Source organism: Desulfobacter postgatei 2ac9 (genome assembly GCF_000233695.2).
GTDB lineage: Bacteria > Desulfobacterota > Desulfobacteria > Desulfobacterales > Desulfobacteraceae > Desulfobacter > Desulfobacter postgatei.
Genome location: NZ_CM001488.1, coordinates 3381922 through 3405317, shown reverse-complemented (window position 1 = coordinate 3405317; position 23396 = coordinate 3381922). Strand labels below are relative to the sequence as shown.

17 protein-coding genes are annotated in these 23396 nt (G+C 48.5%); 14 read left to right on the top strand and 3 right to left on the bottom strand.

Going from position 1 to position 23396, the window contains the following annotated elements; all coding sequences use genetic code 11:
- Window positions 1–230: 230 nt before the first annotated feature.
- The 5 genes from groL to DESPODRAFT_RS15660 all read left to right on the top strand — a co-directional run bounded on the left by groL (window position 231) and on the right by DESPODRAFT_RS15660 (window position 8535).
- Window positions 231–1829 carry a chaperonin GroEL gene (gene groL, locus DESPODRAFT_RS15680; protein WP_004074722.1) on the top strand — a complete coding sequence of 533 codons (1599 nt, stop codon included), beginning with the start codon at window positions 231–233 and terminating at the stop codon, window positions 1827–1829.
- A gap of 150 nt (window positions 1830–1979) precedes the next feature.
- Window positions 1980–4127, top strand: coding sequence for a Tex family protein (locus DESPODRAFT_RS15675; RefSeq protein ID WP_004074720.1), 2148 nt, complete (start codon window positions 1980–1982; stop codon window positions 4125–4127).
- Window positions 4124–5308: a D-alanyl-D-alanine carboxypeptidase family protein gene (locus DESPODRAFT_RS18825; protein WP_004074718.1), complete on the top strand. Its 1185-nt coding sequence runs from the start codon at window positions 4124–4126 to the stop codon at window positions 5306–5308. Before DESPODRAFT_RS15675 ends, DESPODRAFT_RS18825 begins: the two co-directional genes overlap by 4 nt.
- A gap of 49 nt (window positions 5309–5357) precedes the next feature.
- On the top strand, window positions 5358–5714 hold the full coding sequence (locus DESPODRAFT_RS18820; RefSeq protein ID WP_004074715.1) for a Uma2 family endonuclease: 357 nt from the start codon (window positions 5358–5360) through the stop codon (window positions 5712–5714).
- Window positions 5715–6012: 298 nt separating this feature from the next.
- Window positions 6013–8535: a transporter substrate-binding domain-containing protein gene (locus tag DESPODRAFT_RS15660; RefSeq protein ID WP_004074713.1), complete on the top strand. Its 2523-nt coding sequence runs from the start codon at window positions 6013–6015 to the stop codon at window positions 8533–8535.
- 21 nt (window positions 8536–8556) lie between these two features.
- Here the strand turns inward: DESPODRAFT_RS15660 and DESPODRAFT_RS15655 are convergent, their stop codons facing one another.
- Together DESPODRAFT_RS15655 and DESPODRAFT_RS15650 are read right to left on the bottom strand one after the other, a co-directional pair.
- Window positions 8557–9612, bottom strand: coding sequence for a hypothetical protein (locus DESPODRAFT_RS15655; protein WP_004074711.1), 1056 nt, complete (start codon window positions 9610–9612; stop codon window positions 8557–8559).
- Window positions 9602–11980, bottom strand: a complete 2379-nt coding sequence (locus tag DESPODRAFT_RS15650) for a DEAD/DEAH box helicase (protein ID WP_157488505.1) — start codon at window positions 11978–11980, stop codon at window positions 9602–9604. Before DESPODRAFT_RS15650 ends, DESPODRAFT_RS15655 begins: the two co-directional genes overlap by 11 nt.
- Window positions 11981–12628: 648 nt before the next feature.
- Here DESPODRAFT_RS15650 and DESPODRAFT_RS15640 point away from each other — a divergent pair.
- The 5 genes from DESPODRAFT_RS15640 to DESPODRAFT_RS15620 all read left to right on the top strand — a co-directional run bounded on the left by DESPODRAFT_RS15640 (window position 12629) and on the right by DESPODRAFT_RS15620 (window position 17167).
- Window positions 12629–12940, top strand: coding sequence for an IscA/HesB family protein (locus tag DESPODRAFT_RS15640; RefSeq protein ID WP_004074706.1), 312 nt, complete (start codon window positions 12629–12631; stop codon window positions 12938–12940).
- Window positions 12941–12953: 13 nt separating this feature from the next.
- Window positions 12954–13439 (top strand): hypothetical protein, encoded by a 486-nt coding sequence (locus DESPODRAFT_RS15635; protein ID WP_004074704.1) that lies wholly within the window; start codon window positions 12954–12956, stop codon window positions 13437–13439.
- 91 nt (window positions 13440–13530) lie between these two features.
- A complete protein-coding gene (locus tag DESPODRAFT_RS15630) occupies window positions 13531–14859 on the top strand; it encodes a (Fe-S)-binding protein (RefSeq protein WP_004074702.1) in 1329 nt (442 codons plus the stop codon).
- Between the two features lie 266 nt (window positions 14860–15125).
- Window positions 15126–16406, top strand: a complete 1281-nt coding sequence (locus DESPODRAFT_RS15625) for a double-cubane-cluster-containing anaerobic reductase (protein WP_004074700.1) — start codon at window positions 15126–15128, stop codon at window positions 16404–16406.
- Between the two features lie 8 nt (window positions 16407–16414).
- Entirely contained in the window at window positions 16415–17167 is a 753-nt protein-coding gene (locus DESPODRAFT_RS15620) for an acyl-CoA dehydratase activase (RefSeq protein ID WP_004074698.1), read from the top strand.
- Window positions 17168–17173: 6 nt separating this feature from the next.
- On the opposite strand, the gene DESPODRAFT_RS15615 is transcribed toward DESPODRAFT_RS15620, so the two are convergent.
- On the bottom strand, window positions 17174–17869 hold the full coding sequence (locus DESPODRAFT_RS15615; protein ID WP_004074695.1) for a lysophospholipid acyltransferase family protein: 696 nt from the start codon (window positions 17867–17869) through the stop codon (window positions 17174–17176).
- A gap of 340 nt (window positions 17870–18209) precedes the next feature.
- Here DESPODRAFT_RS15615 and DESPODRAFT_RS15610 point away from each other — a divergent pair, with 340 nt between their 5' ends.
- The 4 genes from DESPODRAFT_RS15610 to DESPODRAFT_RS15595 all read left to right on the top strand — a co-directional run bounded on the left by DESPODRAFT_RS15610 (window position 18210) and on the right by DESPODRAFT_RS15595 (window position 23383).
- Window positions 18210–19808: a sigma-54 interaction domain-containing protein gene (locus DESPODRAFT_RS15610; RefSeq protein ID WP_004074693.1), complete on the top strand. Its 1599-nt coding sequence runs from the start codon at window positions 18210–18212 to the stop codon at window positions 19806–19808.
- Between the two features lie 209 nt (window positions 19809–20017).
- The gene (locus DESPODRAFT_RS15605; protein WP_004074692.1) at window positions 20018–20377 is read left to right on the top strand and encodes a response regulator; all 360 of its coding nucleotides are present in this window, start codon (window positions 20018–20020) and stop codon (window positions 20375–20377) included.
- 127 nt (window positions 20378–20504) lie between these two features.
- Window positions 20505–21017, top strand: a complete 513-nt coding sequence (locus DESPODRAFT_RS15600) for a chemotaxis protein CheW (RefSeq protein WP_004074689.1) — start codon at window positions 20505–20507, stop codon at window positions 21015–21017.
- 47 nt (window positions 21018–21064) lie between these two features.
- Window positions 21065–23383 carry a methyl-accepting chemotaxis protein gene (locus DESPODRAFT_RS15595; RefSeq protein WP_004074687.1) on the top strand — a complete coding sequence of 773 codons (2319 nt, stop codon included), beginning with the start codon at window positions 21065–21067 and terminating at the stop codon, window positions 23381–23383.
- The last annotated feature ends 13 nt before the right edge of the window (window positions 23384–23396 follow it).

The following is a 23396-nucleotide window of genomic DNA, read 5'->3' as shown; positions in this document are numbered from 1 at the left end:
CCTTAAATGTCCCTGATATGCATATACGGACGTTTCATGTCTGATTTGGATGGCTGTTATCCATGGACCAGACCTGTCCGGGCCGTCTGCAGCGTTAATGCCTGTTTCGTATTCAGGTGGTATCGGAGTTGCTTGAGAGAGGGGAGACCATCAAAAAAATTTTCTGCAACGCAGCAGATGGATGACTTTTCGTTCAAACACTATTTAAACTCAAAAGGGAGATACACACCATGCCTGCAAAAATGATATGCTACGGATCAAAAGCACGCGATGCAATGCTCGTGGGCGTTAACACCCTGTCCGACGCCGTAAAGGTGACCCTGGGTCCTAAAGGAAACAACGTGGTTCTGGAAAAATCCTGGGGCACCCCCCTGGTCACCAAGGATGGGGTCACCGTGGCCAAGGAGATCGAATTATCCGATAAATTTGAAAACATGGGTGCGCGAATGGTCAGGGAAGTGGCCAGTAAAACCAGCGACACCGCCGGTGACGGCACCACGACGGCAACGGTTTTGGCCCAGGCCATTTATAACGAAGGCTGCAAACTGGTCTCTGCAGGTGTGAACCCCATGGCGCTGAAACGCGGCATTGACAAAGGAGTCGACGCGGTTGTGGATAATCTTAGAAAATTATCCAAACCCACCCAGGATAAAAAAGAGATCGAACAGGTGGGCACCATCTCGGCCAACAATGATGAAACCATCGGAAAACTGATTTCCGAGGCCATGGATAAGGTTGGCAAAGAAGGCGTCATCACCGTGGAAGAGGCCAAAAGCATGGAGACCACATTAGATGTGGTGGAGGGCATGCAGTTCGACAGAGGATACCTGTCGCCTTATTTTGTAACGAATGCCGACAAAATGGACGTCGTGCTCAAAGATCCTTACATCCTTATCCATGAAAAGAAGATTACCGTAATGAAGGAGCTGCTGCCGTTACTGGAAGAAATTTCCAGAAGCAACAAGCCGCTTTTAATCATTGCCGAAGATGTCGAAGGCGAGGCCCTGGCCACCCTCATTGTCAATAAACTGCGGGGCAGCTTAAAAGTGGCAGCGGTGAAAGCCCCCGGATTCGGGGACCGCCGAAAGGCCATGCTTGAGGATATCGCAATTCTGACCGGCGGCCAGATGATCTCCAAGGATTTAGGTTTCAAACTGAAAAATATTAAAATAGAAAATCTGGGAACCTGCAAATCCGTCAAAATAGACAAAGACAGCACCACCATTGTGGACGGTAGCGGCGTTCAATCTGCCATTGAAGGCCGTGTGAAGCAGATCCGAACCCAAATCGAAGAAACCGCCTCGGACTATGATCGTGAAAAGCTGCAGGAGCGGTTGGCCAAGATCATCGGCGGGGTGGCGATCATCAATATCGGCGCAGCCACGGAAACCGAAATGAAGGAAAAAAAGGCCCGTGTTGAAGACGCATTAAACGCCACACGGGCAGCTGTTGAAGAAGGTATTGTCCCCGGTGGCGGCGTCACCCTGGTTCGGTGCATACAAATGCTGGAAAAGATCAAGGCCGAGGGCGAGGAACAACACGGGATCAAGATTTTGAAGCAGGCATTGGCCGAACCGTTGAAGCAGATTGCCCGGAATGCCGATATGGAGGAAGCTGTTGTCCTGAACACGGTATTGGCAGGAGATGGCGATTTTGGATACAATGCCCAGACCGACACCTATGAAAATCTTCTGGCGGCCGGCGTTATTGACCCCGCCAAGGTGGTGCGCTTCGCCCTTCAAAACGCGGCCTCGGTTGCAGGACTGATGCTGACCACTGAAGTCATGATCACCGAAAAACCTCATAATTTGGGTGTAGTGAAATACTAAAACAGGTCACAATGCCCAAAAAAACATAATCGATGACAACAGGGCGCATTTGTTACGCCAATCGCGTGTTCAGAGCCTCGAATGGGATTACCCGCCTCTCGGGTATCCTATCCATTGACTTTTTGCCCTGGTCCGCTGTAATACAACTGCATGAATATCAAAATAACGATAAGCCGGGATACCGGCCTGAAAGAAAATCAGGTGGCAGCAGTTCTGGATCTACTGGACCAGGGGGCCACAGTTCCTTTTATAGCAAGATACAGAAAAGAACGCACAGGCAGCCTGGATGAGGTGGCCATATCTGATATCCGGGACAGGGCAACGGCGTTGAACGCGCTGGAAGCCAGAAAACAGGCCATTATCAAATCTTTGGAGGAACGGCAGCTTTATACCGAAGAGCTGGGGCGGCAGATTGAGAATGCAGACGCCATGACCCGGCTGGAGGATGTGTACGAAAAGTACCGGCCCAAAAAGCGGACCCGTGCCACAATTGCCCGGGAAAAGGGACTGGAGCCCCTCGCCATGATGATTCTGGAACCTGAAACCGGCATGAACCTTGAAAAAGAAGCAAGCAAATTTATCGGTCCTGATGTGGCAAACCCGCAAGAGGCATGGGCCGGAGCCAGGGATATCATTGCCGAAATCATTAACGAAGATGCGACAATCCGTTCAGAAATCAGGGATCTGTTTATCAAAACCGCCATGATCCACGCGACGGTTATCAAGGGCAAAGATGAAGACGGGGCCAAGTTCAAGGACTATTTTGACTGGGAGGAGCCGGCATTTAAAGCGCCGTCCCACCGTATACTTGCCATGCTCAGAGGAGCCGGGGAAAAAATTCTGCGTGTTCATGTTCTGCCCGATGAAGAAAAAGCGTTGAATATCATCCATGGCATTTACCCGGGCAAAAGAAAGCTTTGCCCCGGCAGCCGGGAGCAGATCCTTGCGGCCGCCGAAGACGCATACAAACGACTGCTGTCCAAATCCATTGAAAATGAGGCCTTGCGGATGCTCAAACAAAAGGCCGATGAAAAGGCAGTCGCCGTTTTCTCGGACAATCTGCGGCAGGTACTCCTCTCCCCTCCCCTTGGCGGCAGACCCGTACTCGCGATTGATCCGGGGTTCCGCACCGGGTGCAAAATCGCCTGCCTGGATGCCACGGGAAAGCTGGTTCACCATGATGTGATCCATCCCCACACCCCAAACGGAAAACAAACCGCTTCACAGCTTATCCCCGAACTTGTCAACCGATACAAAATCGGGGCTATCGCCGTGGGCAACGGCACGGCAGGCCGGGAAACCGAAAGCTTCATCAGGGAGCTGACTCTGCCCGAAGATGTGGATGTGATCATGGTGGATGAAAGCGGGGCGTCCATTTATTCCGCTTCCGAAAACGCCAGGGAGGAGTTCCCGGACCACGACATCACGGTCAGGGGGGCTGTTTCAATCGGCAGACGGCTCATGGACCCCTTGGCAGAACTGGTCAAGGTGGAGCCCAAATCCATCGGGGTGGGACAATATCAGCACGATGTGGACCAGAACATGCTCCAGACAGCCCTGGACGATGTGGTAGTGTCATGTGTCAACCAGGTGGGTGTGGAAGCCAACACAGCCTCAAAGCAGCTTTTATCCCGGGTGTCCGGCCTGAATGCCGGCATCGCCGCCAACATGGTCAAATACAGGGACGAAAACGGCGCATTTACATCCAGAACCGATTTTCTCAAGGTGCCCCGCCTGGGCAAAAAAGCATTTGAACAGGCCGCAGGATTTTTAAGAATCCAAAACGGAAAAAATCCCCTGGACCGCAGCGGCATTCATCCCGAGTCCTACCCCGTTGTAAAACAGATGGCCAAGAACCTTGGCTGCCGTGTTGAAGAGATGATGACAACAAAAGCCCCGGTGCAAAATATCGACCTTGCTCCCTATGTAACGGCGACCATAGGCATTCCCACGCTAAAGGACATCCTTGCTGAACTGGCAGCCCCGGGCCGGGACCCGAGACAGCGGTTCCAGGCATTCTCCTTCGACAAAAATATCCATGAAATCAAAGACCTGGTGCAGGACATGGTTGTTCCGGGCATTGTAACCAATGTCACCGCGTTCGGGGCCTTTGTGGATATCGGGGTACACCAGGACGGCCTTGTTCATATCAGCCAGCTGGCTGACCGGTTTGTCAAAGATCCCAATGAGGTTGTCAACGTACGGCAGCAGGTCAAAGTTCGTGTTCTTGAGGTGGATATCCCCAGAAAAAGGATATCTCTTTCCATGAAAAAAAATAGAAAGGACATTAAATCGTGAAAAAATGGTTAATGTGCGTATTGATCCTCCTGATGATGGCACCTGCAGTTCAGGGCAAAGATAACAAAAAATCAAACAATACATCCAAAGCTGTGCAGAAAAAAGCTGAAAGCGCCTCTCCAGCCCAGGAAAAAGAAACTCCTTTCCAGGCGTTGATTGTTATGGAAGCCAGCACCGGACAGGTGCTCGAAGAGGTGAATCCTCATCTGCAACACCCCCTGGCCAGCGTGACCAAACTCATGACCGCCGCCATCATCATGGAAAAGCTTGAATCCGGGGCCGCCCAGTTGAATGAGACAATCACGGTATCCGGGGCGGCCTCAAAAATGGGCGGCAGCCAGGTCTATCTCAAAGAGGGCGAAGTCTTTACCCTGGAAGAGTTGATGAAGGCCATCATGGTGGCCTCGGGAAATGATGCCGCCTATGCAGTGGCGGAACATCTTGCGGGAACAACGGACGCCTTTGTCGAAGAAATGAACAAGAAGGCGAAACGCCTGGGCATGAACGATTCCGAATTCCACAGCGTACACGGCCTGCCCCCGTCTTCGGAGGATCAGGCAGATGTCAGCTCCTGCCATGACCTGATGATTCTGGCCCGTGACCTGCTCAAATATCCCAAGCTGCTGGAATGGACAGCCCTCCAGATTGAGCCTTTCCGGGGCGGCGCATTCATCATGCACAACCACAACAAGATTATCGGCAAGCTTCCGGGTACGGACGGATTAAAAACCGGGTATTATTCCAAGGCCGGATTCAACATTGTGGCAACCGCAAAAAAAGACGGTCTCAGACTTATTGTAGCGGTTCTCGGAAGCCCCAGGGCCAAAATCAGGGATGCCGTGGCCATTGAGCGGTTTAAGAAATATATGGCCCAATACCAGATGGCAGTCCTATCCAAGAAGGATCAGGCTTTCGGGGAGGCGCTTCAGGTCCCTGACGGCATGGTCACGACAGTCCAGGCTGTGGCAGCAGCTGATTTTTCCTATCCGTTACCCAGAGAGAAAAAAGCGGCAGTGAAAAATGAAATCCGCCTGCCCAAGGAGATCAGCGGCGGCATAGAACAGGGCCAGACACTGGGTGAAGTGGAATTTTTCCTGGATAACCAGTCCATTGGCAAGGTAAACCTGATCTCTCCGGTTACGATCGAAAAAGCCGGATTTTTCAAACGCCTGTTCAGGTGATTGATAATGACTTGCAATTTGTAGATCTGACTTACAAAGGAGCGTCATTATGACTGTAAAACGGCAGAAAAAAAACAAGATGACACCGGCGGAATATCTTGCGCTTGAAAGAAGCTCGCTTGATATCAAGCATGAATTTTTTGACGGTGACGTTTTTGCTATGGTTGGCGCCGGAATAAATCACAACCGTATTAATATCAATCTGGCAGGAGAATTAAGGAATACGTTTAAAGCTGATAATTCTCCTCATATTGAGCAATATATACGCAGCGATAACGGCAAATGGGAATATCGCTCATATGAAAGTCCAGACCAGATGTTAAATATGGAATCCGTTAATTGTGACGTGTTGCTGTCTGAAATTTATCTGAACGTCAACTTTGAAACACAATCAAGAGAGGATTGAACAAAAAAAAAGACACCCATCTGCGGCCTTGCATCCGGGCAACTTTTCGTCTAAACACGGGTTTGCGTCTCATTCCTAAACCCAGGACTTTGCATCATGGCTACAGTTCTATTCTTCAACCTTTCAGGCAATTGCTTTGAACAAAAAACCCGATAAACACCTGCCCCAAACCAATTTCTAACATTTTTTAATTCAGCTGTCATAAGTTGTTTGACGCCCTTCTTTCGTTCAGATACATATTAATGTCAGTTTAAGACAGTTGACGGTAGCCTTTGGAGAAAACACAGGCAGCATATATATGGATAAATTATTGAAACTTGACGTTCACCATTTTTTCACAAGGCTTATACTGATACCGGCACTCATCATGGGATTATCATTCACTATTGCTGGGTATTCCCATGCCCAAAATTCAATGAATAATGCAGCCGCCGGCATTCAGTTAACCCCGGCTGAAAAGACCTGGCTTGACAGACATCCCACGATCACCATTGCAGGCCCCCGATCTTTTCCGCCATTTCACTATTATGAAAAGGATCAATTAAAAGGCATCTCAGCCGATTACATCATCCAGTTAGCGGACCAATTAGGGCTTAAATTACGCATCCTGGCAGACCTCCCCTGGACCGAGGTATTGGAAAGTGTCCAGCAAGGAGAAATTGACCTGATACCCTGCATTGCAAAAACAACTGAACGGGAAACCTATCTTGATTTTTCTGTGCCCTATCTGACGTTCCCGCTGGTTATCGTCACCCGTGACAACAGCCCCTTTATGGGCGGCATTGAAGACCTTCATGGAAAAACCCTGGCCATGGTACCCCAAACCCTTGCACAAGAATGGCTTTCCAGGGACGGAATTGACTTTTCACCCCTTTATGTGCAATCCCCGTTACAGGGGCTTGAAGCGGTCTCCTTTTCACGGGCAGATGCCACCATAGAAAACCTTGCAGCCGCCACCTATTTGATTCATCAAACCGGACTGACAAATCTTAAAATCGCAGCACCGACACCCTATGACAATTATCAGCTGTATATGGCCGTGCCAAAGAGGCATCAGGAGTTTCTCACAATCCTGAACAAAGCGCTTGCAGCCATCTCTCCCCAAAAAAAAAGTGAGATTCGCAACCAGTGGCTGTCAGTCAAATACGACTATGGGGTCAACCGCGAAGATGTGTTTCGATATATCTTTCTGGTTCTTTTGTTCTCTCTTGGCATTATCTTTATTATACTCTTCCGAAGCCACAGGCTTACAAAAGAGACCCGGGAAAGAATTGCCACGGAAAAAGCCCTGCGTGAAAGCGAATCAAAACTTCGAAACATCCTCGAAAACAGCACCAACATGTATTACGCCCATACCCCTGACCATGAAATTACCTATATCAGCCGCCGATGCAGACAGATTCTGCAATGCGAACCCCAAGAGGCCATGAAACGATGGACTGAATTTGTTACGGACAATCCCATCAATCTCAAAGGTCTTGAATATAGTGAAAAGGCCATCAGAACCGGGCAGCGCCAGCCCCCATACGAACTGGAACTAAGAGGAAATAGAGGACGTAAAGTCATCGTGGAAATTCGTGAAAACCCGGTTGTGGAAAACGGCAGGACCGTGGCCATTGTGGGTTCGGCAACCGACATCACAGCGCATAAAAAAGCGGAACAAGAGAGGGAAGCCCTGCAACGCCAACTCATTCAGGCCGGCAAAATGGAGTCCATCGGCACACTGGCAGGCGGCATTGCCCACGATTTTAACAATATTTTGGGAATCATTCTGGGAAATGCCCAACTGGCAATGCTGGACCTGCCCCAAGAAAATCGAGTCCGGTCACGCATTAATGAGATTGAAACCGCCTGCCTGAGGGCCAAGGACGTTGTCCTGCAACTGCTCAGTTTCAGCCGGCAGAGAGAACAGAGGAAACAGCCTTTAAATCCGGCCAAACTCGTGACCGATACGGTCCGGCTTTTAAGGGCATCCATTCCCTCGTCCATTGAAATCCTCTACCAAAACCATGAACCGATACAGACAATCAATGCCAATCCCACACAGATCCAGCAGATCATTATCAACCTGTGCAACAATGCGGCCCAGGCCATGGAACCCGGCGGCGGCACCCTGACCATTTGCCTGGAAATGGCAGACGCCCATGATTTAACCATGCCCGAACTCGAGGCGTTCTCTGCAACCGAGGCTGTCCGGCTCACCATTGAAGACACAGGCACAGGAATTGATCCGGCCATCCAGGACAGAATTTTTGATCCCTACTTCACCACCAAGGAGGTCGGCAAAGGATCGGGCATGGGACTGGCCATGGTTCACGGCATTGTTCACAACCATGGCGGTGTCATATCCGTTAAAAGTGAAATGGGATGCGGCACTGTATTCACTGTACTTTTACCGGCAAGCCCCATGCCCCCGGCAGACGAGGTAGCCGCTGATAGCGGGTCCGTACCCGGAGGGACAGAAAGCATTCTTATAGTGGACGACGAAAAAGGGCTGACACAGATACTGGAGGCGATGTTGACGAACCTGGGTTACACGGTAAAAACCAATCAGGATCCGGAAGAAGCCCTGACCACATTCACGGCATCACCTTCCCGGTTTGATTTGATCATCACGGATATGACCATGCCGCACATAAACGGCCTTGAACTTTGCGCCGCAATAAAAAAAATCCGCCCGGATATTCCGGTGATTGTCTGCACAGGACACAACAGCCAACCAAATGCTGATTTTCTTAAGCACACCGACATCGCCGCAGTGGTCATGAAGCCTGTGACCACCACCGAAATTGCACAAACCATTCGAAGAATTCTGGATTAACTGCAAAAAAAAAGAGCGGCGTTACCCCAAACAGTTGAGGCAGTTAATGTTCAGATTGGGGGACAACCCTATATCGTAGGTACCGGCACCGCAGGATTGGCAGGCAACCGGATCCATATCCTTTGTCACGGGATTGTAAATCATTGTAAAATCGGCATTATTTCGGCCGGATATAAGCCTGACAAACACCGTGACACAGGCAGAGGTCAGGTACATGGCTGCCGCCGGTTTAAAATCAATACGGATCCCGTATTTGTTAAGCAGATCTTTTTTCTTGGCGGCAAGTTCGTCTGGAATCATGGCGATTTTTTCTTCCCGTTCCCTGACCAGGTCCTGGGAAAGGCCGCTTCTGCTAAGGTTTTGCCGCATCTCCTTTTCAAGGGCCTGGTAATATGCGTCAAGACTTGCCGTATCCCTTTGAAACCGCCGGTTCATGCTCTCCACAAATGAGGCCAGGCGCTCTTGCACCAGCTCTTGCCCATATCGGGAGACAACCGTCCGGATCGCTTCAATCTCCTTTTCGTTTAACCCCCGGGCTTTTTTGACGGTGAAGTCCTTTTGAACATGGGAAAGGCCCTGGGCCATGTCCGGGATAACCACGCCGGTATCCAGGTTGACGCAAATCTCCACAAGGCCTTGTTTTATCTCATCACTTTGGGCAGTATACCGACAGGTCAGTACAAGATACCGGGTTCTTGCCTCTCCGGTCTTCATTACCCGAATCTTGGATTTGTGGAATTGAAACCGGTCTTCGATCAGCCGATCAAACCCCTGGGTTTTGATATAATCAAATTTTAGTTCGGCCCGGGCAAAGGGAACGGATTCTCCTGCCAGGGTGAGCATCCGGTCAAGCAACGGGGTATGCAGTTGCACGGCATAGACCTTTGACCGATCCTCCGCCGCAACCGCTTCAGGCCCCACCCGGAAAAATTCATCCATGCCAAGGGTTTGGGCTGCCGCTTCAGGCAGCAGGATTTCCCGGGTCAGGCCCTGATCTTCCACAACCCCTCCCCGGGCTTTAAAAAACCGGCAGGCGAAATCCATGGCATCAATCTGCTCATGTTTGTCAAAGTTCATAGCTGTCTCCAAAAAGCTTGCCGTCCAGTTCCTTTGTTTTCACATATCCTGTTTTGGCCCGTTTCAGTTTTGTTCCCAATTTGGCAAAGGATTGGTCCCGCTCTTCCGGGGTTTGAGACCCCACCCAGATGTCGCAGACCATATCGGAAAACTCTTTTTCCCCTGTAACCCTGCCCAGGATCATGTCAATCTCTCCGATGACCATCTCAAACATATTGATTTTCCGGTCCAGGATATCCAGGATGTAATCCTCAATGGAGCCTTGGGCACAAAAATTATAGATCTGCACTTCTTTTTCCTGGCCGATGCGGTGGATACGGCCGATTCGTTGTTCAATTTTCATTGGATTCCAGGGCAGATCGTAATTGACCATCCGGGAGCAAAACTGGATATTGCGTCCCTCCCCACCGATTTCCGTGGTGACCAGCACCTGGACATTCTCCTTAAACCCCTCAATAGCCGCATCCTTTTTCTCATTACTCATGCCGCCGTGGAAAAGAACAAAGGAGACATTATTCCACTCCAGAAATTCAGCCAGATGCTCCAGGGTCGCCGTGTATTTTACAAAGACAATAAGCTTTTCACTGTCCGCTTTGACCAGTTTGAGTAACGCCATGTTCTTAGGGGTATCCACCGTTGTCCGGCACAGGTTTCGAACCGCTTTAATCTCTTTTTCAGTCTCCAGCAGCCAGGACCCGTTGTCAATCATCCGTTCCAGGGTGGCTTCCACCGCCCTGGGAGATGATCCGGCCTGGGCCAGCAGATTTTTAATCATCAGTTTGGACCGCCCCTTGTTCTGATCATTAAGCAGGTGCAAAAGGGTCTGAAGGCGTTCATAAAAAGCGGCCTCGTCCTTTGTGGGCGCAATGCGGATAGTGGTGGCAAACCTGGGCGGAATGTGAATCCCTGCCAGGGCCCGGGTATTGCGGATCATCACCTGGCTTAACAGATTTTTGAGCATTTCCCTGTTCTGGGGGTCAGTGGGGTCGCCGCGCTTCATGAACCGCTCCCTGAAGGAGGTCGCCGTCTCAAGCTGCCCCGGCTTGAGCAGGGTGATCAGATTGTACAACTCCATGAGGTTGTTTTCCACAGGCGTGGCTGTCAGTAAAAGGATAAATTTTTTCTTCAGGGCATTGACCAACTTGAAATTCAAGGTGGATTTATTTTTTAGATGATGGGCCTCGTCAACAATCACCATGTCATACTCCCGGCTGGTGATCAAATCCCAGTTTTTCTTTGACTTGGCCTGGTTGATGGACGCCACCACAACCTTTTGTTCCCAAAAATTATTGTCTCCGGATTTGAATTCCGGACTGTCGGTTGACGGCACATTGAGGTTGAATTTGGATGCCATTTCCGTCTGCCACTGGGAGACCAGAGGGGTCGGGGTGAGGATCAGCGCGGTTTTCACCATGCCCCGGCGCAAATATTCCGACAGGATGATCAACGCCTCAATGGTTTTACCCAATCCCACTTCATCGGAGAGCAGCGCCCTTCCCCGGAATTGCTTGAGTACTTTTTTGGCGGTCTCCTCCTGGTACCAGAACGATTGGATTTCCGTAAGTCCCGGCAGGCAGATCAGGGTTTCAAAGGATTCTGCAAACCGGATTTTATGACTCATCAGTGCCAGTTCATACAGATCCGGCCCGGCGGTTTCAGTTACGGCAAGGGCCTTTACAAACGCATCTTTGTCAATGTTCACGGTCACGGGAACCGATGCCGGTTTTTCAGACGCCTTGCTATCAACAGGCGGAACCGTTGATGGTTCGGGTGTTGGGGTCGGCGGGTCAGCCATATCTGTCATGTGTTTGGCGCCCGCCTCCGCCAAACCGTCCTGCGGTTTGTAACTTTCCGCCATTCGCCGGATGCTTTCCTCGCGCTCCCGGGTTTCGGCAATTACCTCTTTGCAATAGGCAATGATATCTTTGATGGTGGTCCTTTTTCTTCGCTTATCGTCAATTTTAAGCAATGTGAAATTTTGGAGCAGATCTTCAGCGGTTTTTAAGCAACGCTCGTATTTTCGGGAATTTATCAAAAAAATGACCCGTTCATACCGCATGGAATCCGTCATTTTTCCGATTTTCTCAAGGCAGTCCATGGCATCCAGCTGTACCTGCGCGTCGCCTAATTCCTGGCCGATCCGCCCCATAAGGAGAATCACCACCTCTTCTTTGGGAAGCAACTTGACTGCGTTTTTTATGGACTTGAGCGCCTGGGAAGGGTCAGCGATCTCATAATAATAAAGGGCGTCTTCATAGTAAAACCAGCCTTTATCAGCGACTGCCTTTCCGGCCTTGGCCAGCCGGACCTGCACCTGCTTTTGCTTGCGTTTTTGTTTGCGCTTCTCAGCTTTTGATTTTGCCAACACTCCTCCCTGTTTTTTTGTCTCCCGGTGTTGCTGACCGACAATTTTGAAAGACGTCAGATTGGAAAGGATTCGTCACATTCTGTATTCAATTGTGCGCTACCCTAATTCCCCGGCAAAATTGTCCATACTTAACAGTTCATTCTCATCAGCATCAATAAATTTGTGACAGTGTGGACATGTCATTTTTAACCGTCTTACACCCCCTTTCATCAAAAATTTCCGACAATGAGGACAAAAATATGATTTAAATTTTAAATCGCCCTGTATCGTTTCTATTTTATCCAGTTCCAAGTCCAATCCTTTCAATTCAGTTACTTGATTTTTCCAAATGAATTAATATTACGTTGAGTACTTATATCAGAAGACTATTACTGTTTCAAACTATGATGGTAACGTTCCAGTAACTTTTAATTTATGCTTTTATCATAGTGCAGCACAAAGGGGGATGGCTTCCATCAAAACATGATAACACCTCTTCCAATGGGCAAAATTGAATATCCCGATAATAGAAATACAAGCACATAAGAATTATCAATTTGCCAAAAACCCCTATTTTATATAGGTCTTGAATCGTTTCTGGTTTAGGTTGGATAATTGTTACTGACTAGAAATGAAGGGGTATGATGACAAAATAAAGGAGTCTGTCAGATGATCAATGTCACTAAACCTGCGCAGGAACAGGTGAGGATGTACTTTGAAGGCAAAGAAATTACGCCCATCAGAATTTTTCTCAACAGCGCCGGATGCGGCGGGCCAAGCCTTGCTATGGCTTTGGACGAAAAAAAAGATACAGATGCCGTATTTACCTTTGATGAGGTGGAATACATTATGGATCAAAACCTTTTGGAAAAGGCCGGCCCTGTGGATATTGATTTTGCAGGCACCGGCTTTCGCCTTGAATCCGCCCTGAAACCGGCAGCCGGATGCAAGGGGTGCAGCGGCGGGACATGCGGCAGTTAACCGGAGGGTATGTATGGCTTTTGAAGTCCACCTTCATCCCAAACTGGAAAGGCAGCTTACTGCAATGGAAGGTCAGGCCAATGCACCATCCATTGCAGCAGGCCGCGCCAGAAAAATCATTGAGGCCATGATCCAAGGCCGGACATCCCAGGCGTCAGGACTGTTCAGGGCGCGTTCAGATGCCCGGGTGAAAAATTGCTGGAAATATGACCTTGGTGCGGGATACCGTCTGATCTGCATCCGCACCAAACAGATCATTTACATCATGCATATCGGGGATCACGAAAGCTGTGATGTCTGGCTGAATAATAATTCAAAAAAACAGCCCCACAATACTGAAATAAAAATGACCGCCTTCACCATTTGTGACAACCCGGCACCCTTTGATTTTCAAACAGCCCGGTCGCCGAACCGGAAACCGGCTTTTGATGATCAGTTCCTGACACCCATTCCCCAGGAATACCTCAGAAAAGTCTTCTGCGGGCTTGTGCCCGGTTGATACGCTGACTGTTAGCGGCAACATATTGAATTTAAAAACAATACTCTAATCGAGATACTGATGTAAAAAATACCCTTCAAAGGAGGACATTATGACCGAGGCGGTAAAACTTGATAAAGGAAAAAAGGCAGTGTTTAAAGAAAAACTGATGAACAAACTGCCTAATGGTGTCAATCTAAATACCTGCCTGACATGCGGCGCATGCGCTTCCGGTTGCCCGGCAACAGGGCTTCGGGATATGGATCCGCGCAAATTTGTCAGGATGGTGGCTTTGGGCATGGACGAGGAACTGCACATGCACCCATGGGTGTGGTTATGCTCCCAGTGCCAGCGGTGTGTTTATGTCTGCCCGATGAATATTGATATTGCGGCAATGGTGTTTGAGGCCCGCGCCTCGTGGCCCCGGGAAGAAAGACCCAAAGGCATTCTAGGTTCATGTGATATGGCCATGAGAAACACCAGCGGCAGCGCCATGGGTATTTCCGAAGAGGACTTTGAATGGGTGGTTGGCGACATTCTTGATGAAGTTCATGAAAACCAGCCGGGCTGGGAAGATCTTGAAGCACCGGTCAATAAAGAAGGAGCACACTTCTTTTTAAGCCAGAATTCCCGTGAACCAGGCACGGAACCCGAGGAGATGATTCCGTTGTGGAAAATTCTGCACATTGTCGGCGCAGACTGGACCTATGGCACACGGGGCTGGGGTGGAGAAAATTACTGTATGTTCCTTGCAGATGATGAAAGCTGGGAAAAAACCGCAAGAAACTCCATTGAATCTGCCAAGGAGCTGGGTTGTAAGGTGTATTTAAACACCGAATGCGGCCACGCCACCTATGCCATATGGAAGGGCCAGCAAAAATACAATATAGATAAGACCGGTCTTGAAATTGCACCCATTGTTCCATATTATGCCAAATGGATACGGGAAGGTAAACTCAAACCCAGTTCCGACTGGAACAAAGACTTAAAAGTCACATTTACATGCCAGGACCCCTGTCAACAGGTTCGAAAAAGCTTTGGTGATCCATTAGCCGCAGATTTGCGCTATGTTATCAAAGCCTGTGTTGGTGAAGAAAACTTCATTGACATGCAGCCGAACTATTCCAACAATTTCTGTTGCGGCGGCGGTGGTGGATACCTTCAATCCGGCTATAACGAAGAACGTTTGAAATACGGTGAAATCAAAAAAGATCAGATCCTGGCCACCGGTGCAGACTACTGTGTCACCCCCTGTCACAACTGCCACGATCAAGTCCATAAGCTGGCGGATCACTATGAATGTAAATACCATACCATTCATTTATGGACACTGATTGCGTTTTCATTAGGTGTGCTTGGTGCAACGGAACGGCTATATCTGGGGCCGGACCTGAAAGCACTTAACATGCCGGAAGGCCAAGAACTAGAAGACGAGTATTAAAGCAGTTCACGAAAATTTAACTCTTCGATAAAACAATACAAAAATTTCGGGGACAGGACATAATCCATATCCTGCCCCCGTATCTTTTATCAAAAATATCAATTCAAGTTCACCTTTTCTATTTATATTTTCGCTTTGATTCGAACGTTTGCCATCCTTATACTGAACACTTTCAGCATAGATTGAGTCCGTAACAACTTAAAAAGGGCATTTTATCTGTGGCGGGAACAAAAAAATATTGATGTCATAAAAAGGAGCGTACAACAATGAGCGAAGATTACACCCCCATGTGGAAAAGCCTTGGCATGGATTTGGATGCCCACGACGCATTGCTCGGCGTTCTGGGACAAGGGTATCAGGAGATTTACCTGGCCCAGAAAAATCGACCCGAAGGCATGGGTTATTTTGATTTTGTCATGAGCGAGGTTCATGGGTTGAGAATCAAGGAGCTTTTGGACGAAAAAAAGCAGAACCGTAAAATCATTGGCAGCTATTGCGTATTTGTTCCCGAAGAGATTGCGCTTGCAGGCGGTGCCACCCTGGTAGGGTTATGTTCCGGTGCGGACTTTGCCGTTGAGGAGGTGGAAAAACATTTACCCAGAAACACCTGTTCATTGATCAAGTCCTCCTTTGGTTTCAAGCTTGGTAGGGTTTGTCCCTACCTTGAAAGCGCAGACATGATCGTGGGAGAAAATACCTGTGACGGAAAGAAAAAAGCCTATGAAACCTTTGCCGGTATAGTGGACAACCTTTATGTCATGGACCTTCCCCAGGTCAAATCCAGCCAGGGACGCTCGCTTCTCAAAGCAGAATATGAACGGTTCAAAATAGCAGTCGAGAAATTAACGGGAAATAAGATCACCGTAGAATCCCTTAAGGAAGGAATTAAGGTGGTCAATGCCAAACGAGCAGCCCTGCACCGGCTGGCAACATTAAGAAAGGCGGACCCGGCTCCCATTTCAGGACTTGACGCCCTTCTGGCCAATCAAGTGTTCTTTTACGACAATCCAGCCAGGTTCACCGAATCGGTAAACAAAATCTGTGACGAACTTGAGGTGCGAATTAAGAAAAATCAGGGCGTATTCCCTTCAAAAACCCCGAGGATTCTCATCTCCGGCTGTCCCATGGCCGTACCCAACTGGAAACTGCCCTGGATAATTGAAACCTCCGGTGCCGTAATCGTAGGCGAAGAGTCCTGCGTGGGCGAAAGAGGCACCCGGAATCTGACCGAGGATTCAGGAAAAAACCTGGATGAATTGATGGAGGCTATCACAGACCGATATTTCAAGGTGGACTGCGCTATTTTTACCCCCAACCAGGACCGGAGCGACCATATTGTTGAAATGGTCAAGGCCTATGGTGCAGACGGTGTGATCCATTACGGTCTGCAGTTCTGTCAGCCTTATATTATGGAATCCATCCCTGTGGAAAATAAACTTGAAAAAATAGGCATTCCCTGCATGAGGATTGAAACCGATTACGGCATGGAGGATGTCGGGCAGCTTAAAACCCGGGTGGAAGCCTTTATAGAACAAATCTCTGACTAAGGAAAAAAATGATTTGCGCAGGCATTGATATCGGTTCCAGAAGCATTGAACTGGTAGTGGTTGAAAACAAAAAGGTGATTGAAACCCGCCAGACAGATACCGGATTTGACCCCATTTCCCAGGCCAAAAAAGTGATGGATGGGGTAAAATTTGACAAGATCATGGCCACAGGTTACGGACGCAACCTTTTTGAGGTGGCGTTTGAAGATGCATCAACAGTCACGGAAATCAAAGCCCATGCTGCAGGCGTTCGCCTTGAATTCCCCGAAGCCCTTGCCATTCTTGATATTGGCGGCCAGGACAGTAAGTCCATCCGGCTCAATGAACAGGGTCGGGTGGTGAAATTTGAAATGAATGACCGGTGTGCTGCGGGTACGGGCAAGTTTCTTGAAATCATGGCACAGAATCTGGGGTTTTCCCTGGATGAGTTTGGTCCGGCCGCCCTTGCTGCCCAAAAAGATCTTCAGATCAACAGCATGTGCACCGTCTTTGCAGAGTCTGAAGTGACATCGCTCATTGCCAAGGGCCAGGATCGACAGGAGATCGCCCGGGGTCTTCACTTAAGTGTGGTCAAACGTGCCGTGGGCATGCTGAACCGCGTGGGAGCCCAAGGGCCCGTTGTATTCTCCGGCGGGGTGGCACAAAACCCATGTATGGTGCAAATGGTGGCAGATGCCCTGGAAAAAGAGGTCCTTGTCCCCAATCACCCCCAGATGATGGGCGCCTTGGGCGCAGCCATGATCATGGCTGAAAAACAGTGAAACGGATCAACCAAAAATTTCTCTGAGACGTACCTCATCCTGCCAGACAGCGTCTGTATCCGCATAAAGTTGCTTAAGGGTTTGGGTCACATGCGCCTGCATCTGCCCAAATCCGTCCTTCCCCATATCCCGGGGCACATGAATAGGAGAGCCAAACCGGATGATTACCCGGGAAAAGGGTTTGGGCACCATGAAACGGTCCCAGGAATTGAACGCCCACAGGTTCTGCCCGGACATAATGACGGGAACAATGGGCAGTTGCGCATACTGGGCAATGCGAATCAGACCAGGTTTGACCACGCCGAACGGTCCCTGGGGGCCGTCCACGATATGGCCGATTTTGTAGCCCTGCCTGGCCAGGATTTTCATGGTTTCAAGGGCCTGGTCCCCCCCATGGGATGAAGACCCCCTCACGGCCCGCCAACCCAGAATGGTCACAGTCCGGGCCGCCATTTCACCGTCTCTACTCTGGGAAATCATAATGGCAATGGGCTTTCGGTTCGAAAAAAAGGTTATCCCCGGAAAAAACCGCTGGTGCCATGAGGCATAAACCAGTCGCCCACCAGCCTTTAAAATGTTCTGTTCATTGTCCGGATCGACAATTCTAATCCGGTAGGTGGCTGACAAAAGCCTGACAAGAAACAACCCTGCGTAGGGAAACAGATAATGGTACAAAAAACGCCTGAATTTCTTTTTCACCATTCACTTCCTCCGATCACCAGAAGCCGGAACAAAAAAAGTATAACCCGACGTTTATTAACACAAAAACAGGAGATCTGCCAAGTCTCCTGAAAAGCGGACAGCAATTCTCATTTTATTCTCGCACAAAGCCTCAAAGGCACAAAGGACCACAAAGTTGAATAAAAAATCTTTGTGTCTTGGTGTCTTTGTGCGAGTTTTTCAACTAAAAAGATTTATATTTAGAATTTCTGAAAGCGGATTTAAACTTCCTGAAAACGCATTAAAACACTTGCCTTTAGGTGCTTGGATCTCTACAATAAATTCTCGTTTTTATTCACACTCAAAATAACACGCGGATCGAATGAATCAGAATGAATTGATTGAACAAATCAATAGCCTTAAAGATCAGTTAAAAAAAACGACTTTTGATCTTGAAAAAAGAAAAAAAGAACTTCACTGCTTATATACGATTTCAAAAATAGCCGAAACAGAGAATCTTGACATTGATTTTCTGATGCAGCAGGTGGTAGAGATCATTCCCTTCAGCCTTCAGTATCCGGACATATCCGCCGCAACAGCAGTCGTCTTGAATAAAACATATAAAAATTGTCCCCATGCGCCTAACCAATGGAAAATTTCTGCGCCAATAAAATTTTCAGGAAAAAAGATAGGATCGTTAACCGTATACCTGACCCGGAAGCCTCACCAAAACCTTGAAACGCCGTTCCTCAAGGAAGAACAGGACCTGATCAATGCTGTTTGCGAACGGGTCGGAAAAATCATACAACGCATACAGATTACTGAACAACTCAAAGCGATTGAGTACGAACTGCACTCAAAACAGGGAAATCGGATATGGGTGGAAGAGAATCAGACCAAAATCCCCTGGAACAGCTCGCCTGCCCTCTTCTCCATCCTGGGGGATATCACCCGGGAAAAAGAAAAAGAGCACCTGGTTACTCAGGAAAATATCCGGTTGCGATCCAGCATAAAAGAGCGGTACCGGTTTCAGAATATTATCGGGATGAGCCCGGCAATGCAGCATGTATATGATCAAATACTGACGGCTGCCAACTCTGATGCCAATGTTTCGATCTACGGCGAGTCCGGAACAGGGAAAGAACTGGTTGCCAGAGCCATTCATGATTTGAGTCTCCGGAATGCCGACGCCTTTGTCACCATCAACTGCGGCGCCATTCCTGAACCGCTGATGGAAAGCGAATTTTTCGGCTATAAAAAAGGGGCCTTTACCGGTGCGGTATTTGACAAACACGGATATCTGGATCTGGCAGATACCGGCACCTTGTTTCTGGATGAAATCGGAGACCTGCCGCTAAGCATGCAGGTCAAGTTGCTGCGGGCCATTGACGGCGGCGGATATTATCCCATTGGCAGCCAATCAAAGCAAACATCGGATTTCCGGATTATTGCCGCCACCAACAAAAATTTGAAACAATTGGTCGGTGAAGGATTTATGCGGGAAGATTTTTATTACCGTATCCAGGTCATCCCCATCTTCCTGCCGCCTTTGAAAGATCGAAAAGAAGACATTCCGCTCTTGATTGATCACTTTACCGACATATACGCCAAAAACAGTCCTTTAAAAAAAATCCCCAACCATATTGCTGCACAAATTTTAAATCACGACTGGCCCGGAAATATCCGTGAACTGCAAAACGCCCTGTTACGGTTTTTTTCCACCGGCGAATTTGAAATTTTAAATATGACGGTCAAGCCAATCCAGTCTGATCATTTCAAGCAATCCATTCCGCCTGGAGACACGAACACTGACCTTTCCCATGCCATAAAAACAGTTGAAAAAGAACAGATTATCAATGCACTGCAATCGACGAACTGGCATCGTTCCTGTGCGGCGGCAAAGCTTGGTATCTCCCGCAGCACCCTGTTTCGCCGGATGAAAAAACATGGTTTAAAATTGAAACGAAATGTTCGATATTGACACATACCCTATAAATCCCCATAAATCCACATAAATTCAGCTTGTTCCATAAGAAAATTCAGCTATTGTTTCAAAATTGACACGTTCGTCTAAATCAAACAGATGACCGGATAAAAATAAAAATCAAATATTATTAAATAGTTACAACAAAAAAGAAGGTTGGCATCGTTATTGCTGACAACCCTTCCCATTACGGATATGGAGGCTATATGAAAATTCTTATTGTTGAGGATGACCCCCAGGTTGCCGCCTATATTCAAAGAAGACTGGAACGATGGGGATATGACTATCAGACAGCAGGCAATGGAAAAGAGGCTTTGCACCACGTTTTAGAAACCGCATTTGATGTCATTTTACTGGATATCATGCTGCCGGACTACCTGGGATATGATCTCATCCCTGAATTCAAACAGATTGATCCGGACATCAACATTATCACCATGACCGGAGAGAATTCGCGTGAATTAGAACAACGTGTCAGAAAAGAGGGAATTTTATATTACATGGTTAAGCCGATTGAAACTCAAAACCTTAAACTCTTATTGGCACATCTGTCCAAAAACGGATAGTCGCCAGGCATCAGTCCCGGATTGACGCCATAATTTTTTTGCATGATTAGATTTCAACGTTAGGGCCATGGATTTTAAAATTTCCATGGCCCTTAGAAATACGATTTATCAAAAAGGAGGAAAGTGAATGACCCAGGACATAAGCCTCATGGACCAAGCCATCAGGGAGATCAACACAAAAATAGGGAAATACCTGACCTTTTCCCTGGAAAAAGAAGAATATGGCATCGGGATTCTAAAAGTAAAGGAAATCATCGGAATGATGCCCATTACATCGGTTCCCCGGACCCCGCAGTTCGTTAAAGGAGTGATTAACCTGAGAGGAAAAGTGATCCCCATTGTGGACTTGAGAGCCAAATTCGGCATGGCCGGCATTCCATATACGGAACGAACCTGCATTATCGTCGTGGAGATTGACTCCAGCGATGCCACGATTCTCATCGGCATCGTGGTGGATGCGGTATCTGAAGTCCTGAATATCCATGGTGATGAAATTGAAGACACCCCGGCCTTTGGCACCCATCTGGACACTGAATATATCATGGGTATGGCCAAAATCGATGGAGGGGTCAAAATTTTGCTGAATATTGACCGGGTTCTTTCCAGCGCAGAGATTCAAGATTTTCAAAGTATCGCATAGCGGATTTGAACCCAATAATAAAACATATGATAAAAGGGAATGCAAAGATGAGAAATATGAGTTTAGGAATTAAAATATCCGCAGGATTTGGGCTATTGATCCTTATTGCCATTGCGCTTGGCGGGATGGCGGTCTGGAATATGAACACGGTTAAAACACAGAGTGTAATGCTGGCTGAGGAATACGTACCCCAAGTGGAGATGGCCATGGCGCTCAGGGGGGCTGTAAACCGGCTGATGTTTGAAATGCGCGGGTATGGATTTACCGAGGACGACGCTTTCTATCAAAAAGCCCGGGAAGAGCTGGCGGCTGTGGAAAAAGCATTTGAAGCGGGAAGGCGTCTGGATGAAAAAGCAGTAAATCTTAAAAAGCTCAAGAGCGAGTTGGCCGAGGCGGCCAAGGGCATTGACGATTATAAGGCATTAATTGAACAAACCGTGAACACGAGTGCCGAACTGGCAAAGAACCGCGGAGTGCTGGATAAATCCGCAGCCCAATACATGGCCAACAGCAATGCCTTCCTGGCCAGTCAAAACCAGCAATTTGAAAGGGACTTGGCCGAACGGCAGCAAAAAGTCACCCATGTGAGTAACTTGGTTGACATCGGTGCTGAGGTCCGGGTGATGAATTATAAAGCCCAGGCCAATAATACACCGGATATGATTGATGCGGCGGCCGGCAAACTGGACAGCGCCTTCACGGTGCTCGAGAACCTTCGTTCCATCACCCGGGATGAAGCAGACCTGCGGCGCATTGATGCCACCGCTTCCGCCGGCAAAAACTACCAGGAGGCCATGAAGGCCTTTGTTCCGGAATTCAGAAAGTCGCTGTTGGCGGACCAGGGTGTATTGGCCCGGCTCAAGACCCAAATGGACGAAAATGCAGCGGTCTATATGAATAACTGTAATGAATTCCTCAAAGGACAGCAGGAAAAATTAAGCCGGGATATGCTGGATCGACGGAATAAAATAACCCTGGTGGGTGATGTGATCAATCTGGGAAATGATGCGCTTATCGGTACATTTAAAGCCCAGGCCATGAGAAGCCCGGCTGTAATAAAAACAGCCATGGAAGATTTTTCCAAAATTAATGATAAACTCGATGCCATCAAAGCCGCGACACGTTCAGCAGAAAACCTGAACCAGATTGAAGCGGTCCGGCAGGCCGGCACCACATATAAAACAGCCATGTCTGATTTTCTAACCAACTGGACCCGGCTTCAGGAAATCGGCCTTCAGCGACAGGAAGCCTCTGAAATGGCCATTGCCGCATGCAAGGTCATGGCTGATGCCGGAATGTCCGGAACCAACAGCGTTGCCGCCGGGGCGGTCGCCTCCCTTGGCAATGCATCCACGGTTATGACTATCGGTTTGATCGCTGCGCTCATTGTGGGATGCATCATCGCATTTTTTATTACCCGGGGCATCACCGTACCGGTGAACCGGATTATTGCCGGTCTGAATGAAGGTGCCAATCAGGTGGCGTCTGCATCCACGCAAGTCTCTTCATCCAGTCAGTCCATGGCGGAAGGCGCCTCCCAACAGGCGGCATCCATTGAAGAGACCTCTTCCTCCATGGAAGAGATGTCATCGATGACCAAAAAGAACTCCGAAAATGCAAGCCATGCAGACCACCTCATGAAAGAAGCCAATCAGGTGGTTAAAACGGCCAATGACTCCATGGACAATTTGAATCTCTCCATGAGTGAGATCTCAAAAGCCAGCGAGGAAACCTCCAAAATCATCAAAACCATTGATGAAATTGCATTCCAGACCAATCTTCTGGCATTAAATGCGGCTGTGGAAGCGGCCCGTGCCGGTGAAGCCGGCGCCGGATTTGCCGTGGTCGCCGATGAGGTCAGAAATCTTGCCATGAGAGCAGCGGAAGCAGCCAAAAACACGGCAGCATTAATTGAAGACACCGTAAAAAAAGTCACTCATGGATCTGAACTTGTCTCCACCACCTATGAGGCCTTTTCAAAAGTGGCCCAAAGCTCTGCTAAAGTCGGGGAGATCGTGACCGAGATATCCGAAACGTCCAATGAGCAGGCCAACGGCATTGAACAAGTCAATTTAGCGATCACGGAAATGGATCAGGTAGTACAGCAAAATGCCGCCAATGCAGAAGAATCGGCTTCAGCATCAGAAGAAATGAGCGCCCAGGCCGAACAACTCAAGGAGTATGTGAGGGACCTGGTACTCATAGTCAAGGGCAGCGGCAGACAAAACGAATCCATAGCCGGACGCACGCAAATCAAAACCATTGCTGGACCGAAAAGACAAGTGCCGGCCCCGGCATCATCCCGAGAGGTCAGGCCGAACCAGGTGATTCCGCTGGATGACGATGATGATTTTACTGATTTTTAAACCAGTTAAATAA

What these genes read in the sequence shown, in the direction of transcription:
- groL (WP_004074722.1), top strand. Translation starts at nt 231, where the DNA reads ATGCCTGCAAAAATGATATGCTACGGATCAAAAGCACGCGATGCAATG.
- DESPODRAFT_RS15675 (WP_004074720.1), top strand. Translation starts at nt 1,980, where the DNA reads ATGAATATCAAAATAACGATAAGCCGGGATACCGGCCTGAAAGAAAAT.
- DESPODRAFT_RS18820 (WP_004074715.1), top strand. Translation starts at nt 5,358, where the DNA reads ATGACTGTAAAACGGCAGAAAAAAAACAAGATGACACCGGCGGAATAT.
- DESPODRAFT_RS15660 (WP_004074713.1), top strand. Translation starts at nt 6,013, where the DNA reads ATGGATAAATTATTGAAACTTGACGTTCACCATTTTTTCACAAGGCTT.
- DESPODRAFT_RS15655 (WP_004074711.1), bottom strand. Translation starts at nt 9,612, where the DNA reads ATGAACTTTGACAAACATGAGCAGATTGATGCCATGGATTTCGCCTGC.
- DESPODRAFT_RS15640 (WP_004074706.1), top strand. Translation starts at nt 12,629, where the DNA reads ATGATCAATGTCACTAAACCTGCGCAGGAACAGGTGAGGATGTACTTT.
- DESPODRAFT_RS15635 (WP_004074704.1), top strand. Translation starts at nt 12,954, where the DNA reads ATGGCTTTTGAAGTCCACCTTCATCCCAAACTGGAAAGGCAGCTTACT.
- DESPODRAFT_RS15630 (WP_004074702.1), top strand. Translation starts at nt 13,531, where the DNA reads ATGACCGAGGCGGTAAAACTTGATAAAGGAAAAAAGGCAGTGTTTAAA.
- DESPODRAFT_RS15625 (WP_004074700.1), top strand. Translation starts at nt 15,126, where the DNA reads ATGAGCGAAGATTACACCCCCATGTGGAAAAGCCTTGGCATGGATTTG.
- DESPODRAFT_RS15620 (WP_004074698.1), top strand. Translation starts at nt 16,415, where the DNA reads ATGATTTGCGCAGGCATTGATATCGGTTCCAGAAGCATTGAACTGGTA.
- DESPODRAFT_RS15615 (WP_004074695.1), bottom strand. Translation starts at nt 17,869, where the DNA reads ATGGTGAAAAAGAAATTCAGGCGTTTTTTGTACCATTATCTGTTTCCC.
- DESPODRAFT_RS15610 (WP_004074693.1), top strand. Translation starts at nt 18,210, where the DNA reads ATGAATCAGAATGAATTGATTGAACAAATCAATAGCCTTAAAGATCAG.
- DESPODRAFT_RS15605 (WP_004074692.1), top strand. Translation starts at nt 20,018, where the DNA reads ATGAAAATTCTTATTGTTGAGGATGACCCCCAGGTTGCCGCCTATATT.
- DESPODRAFT_RS15600 (WP_004074689.1), top strand. Translation starts at nt 20,505, where the DNA reads ATGACCCAGGACATAAGCCTCATGGACCAAGCCATCAGGGAGATCAAC.
- DESPODRAFT_RS15595 (WP_004074687.1), top strand. Translation starts at nt 21,065, where the DNA reads ATGAGAAATATGAGTTTAGGAATTAAAATATCCGCAGGATTTGGGCTA.